The 2,318-nt window shown below is 40.6% G+C and carries 1 protein-coding gene; it reads right to left on the bottom strand.

The window, feature by feature from the left end; all coding sequences use genetic code 11:
* The coding region (locus C900_RS27705) for a non-ribosomal peptide synthetase (protein ID WP_040497722.1) at window positions 1-2,318 on the bottom strand (2,318 nt) is incomplete at both ends.

The raw sequence follows: 2,318 nt of genomic DNA, 5'->3' as shown, positions 1-2,318 counted from the left end.
TTCCCCTCCTGTAAACTCCGGATCAGGCAATGCTTTTCTGTCTACCTTGCCATTGGAAGTAGTTGGAAAAGAATCCATATGGATATAGTGAGCAGGCACCATGTAATCCGGAAGGCTTTGAAATAGGTGATCTCTCAGTACTCTTGTTGATAATTCTTTATCAGAGACATAATAACCCACCAGATACTTATCTCCCGCTATTTCCTTTACCAGCACTGCAGCATCTTTGATCATTTCATAAGTAACAAGCTCCCTTTCAACTTCTCCCAGTTCTATTCTGAAACCACGAATCTTGACCTGATCATCTAACCTTCCCAGATACTCGATACTACCATCAGGCAACCAACGGGCCAAATCACCAGTCTTATAAATCTTCTCACCGGAACAATATGGGTTATCAACAAATTTCTCCAGTGTCAACTCTTCTCTGTTGAAGTACCCCAGAGAAAGACATTCCCCACCTATACACAATTCTCCGGGCACACCTATTGGCTGTAACTGCCCCAGTATGTCTACTATATAAACTTTTGTGTTATTTGTTGGTTTTCCTATTGGAACAACTGACTGAAGCGATTCTCCGTGTTTATATTTGTACACCAGAGTTGTAACAGTTGCTTCAGTAGGTCCATATGTATTATAGAAGTCACAATATTTGCTTAGCTCCCAAGCCGTTTCCTTACTACACGCCTCGCCTCCGGACATTACGCGGCGCAGGGCAGGATACGGCAGAATGCCGATGCTTTCTAAAAAAGTAGGTGTTGTATCAATTTGTGTGACACCCTGCTGGCTAATGTAGGTATTGAAGTTCTCAGTATTGAGCATCATATCTCTACTTATCAATACCAGGGCTGCGCCATTCAATAAAGCCAGCCATATCTGCTCTACGGAAGAATCAAATGTAATTGCTGAAAACTGCAGGATTCGATCACTGGCATCTACTTCGTAACTCTCCGTCAGGGAATACACCATGTTAACCACAGACCGATGGCAAACCATCACTCCTTTAGGTTTCCCAGTGGATCCTGAAGTGTATATGATATACGCCAGTTGATCTGAATTGCAAGCAATATTCAGTTCTGAATCATCCTGAGAATACACTGTCTCATCATGAACATTTATCACTTCTACCTGATCTTTATACGCATCCAAATGGCTCCCTTCAGTAATCAATATTTTGGTATTGCTATCCTCCAACATATGAGCCACCCGGCTTGCAGGTTGATCGATGCCTATTGGAAGATATGTGGCACCAGCTTTCAAAATAGCCAGTATACCAATCATCATTTCTATTGAACGGTCAACCATCAAGCCAACAATAGTTCCTGCAGCACAGCCTTTTTCCACAAGGTGACGTGCCAACTGATTGGTTCTCGCGTCTAATGCACTGTAACTCATTGTCTGAGTTTCAAACACCAAAGCGGTATTATCAGGAGTTCTTAGGGCCTGTTCAGTGAATAACTTCGCGAGGGTCTTTTCTCTAGGATAATCTTTAGAAGTATTGTTAAACTCATCCAACAACTTCTCCCGCTCTTGTGACGATAAAATATCAATGTCAGAAACGAGTTTATTGCTGTAACCCACTTGATCAATTATGGCTTCAAAGTGACTTTTAAACCTGTCAATAACCTCTGAACTGTATCTATTTGAATTATACTCAAAATTAAGTCGAATGGTATCACCAGGCAGTACAACGAGAGTAAAATCATAGTTACTCTGCTCAAATAGTTCTAGATCGGTAACTGTATGCAAATCCTCTCCTCTATTCTCTCCTTCTATTTCATCTGCTATTGGATAATTTTCAAAAATCAAAATATGATCCAATAACGCCATACCTAATCCACTGGCTACCTGAATTTCTGATAGTGGGCTATAATGATTGGACTCTCCCTCTATAGCATCCTGCTGTACTTTCTTTAATAGGTCCTTTATAATATCATTGTCAAAGTTGATTCTGACCGGAATAGTATTAATAAACAAACCAACCATTGTCTCAATCCCATTCAGCTCTGCAGGACGACCTGATACAACAGTACCAAAGACTACATCATTTGTATTATTGTATCTAGCTAATAATATTCCCCACGCAGTTTGTAAAATGGTGTTTAACGTGACACCATGTTCAGATGAAACTTGTCTTAAAGTACGCGTTTTTTGTTCATTTAAAACTAATGATGACACTGACAACTTAAAGTCTGTAGATCCTGACCTGTCTCTGGGAAGTGTGGCAAGACTTTCGTAACCCGCCAGGTAGTTTTGCCAGAATTTCTTAGAGGCTTCCATATCCCTGCTTTCCAACCAACTGATATAACTGGAATAAG

It is taken from the genome of Fulvivirga imtechensis AK7, assembly GCF_000331535.1.
Taxonomy (GTDB): Bacteria; Bacteroidota; Bacteroidia; order Cytophagales; family Cyclobacteriaceae; genus Fulvivirga; species Fulvivirga imtechensis.
This window is presented reverse-complemented; position numbering and strand designations above follow the sequence as displayed.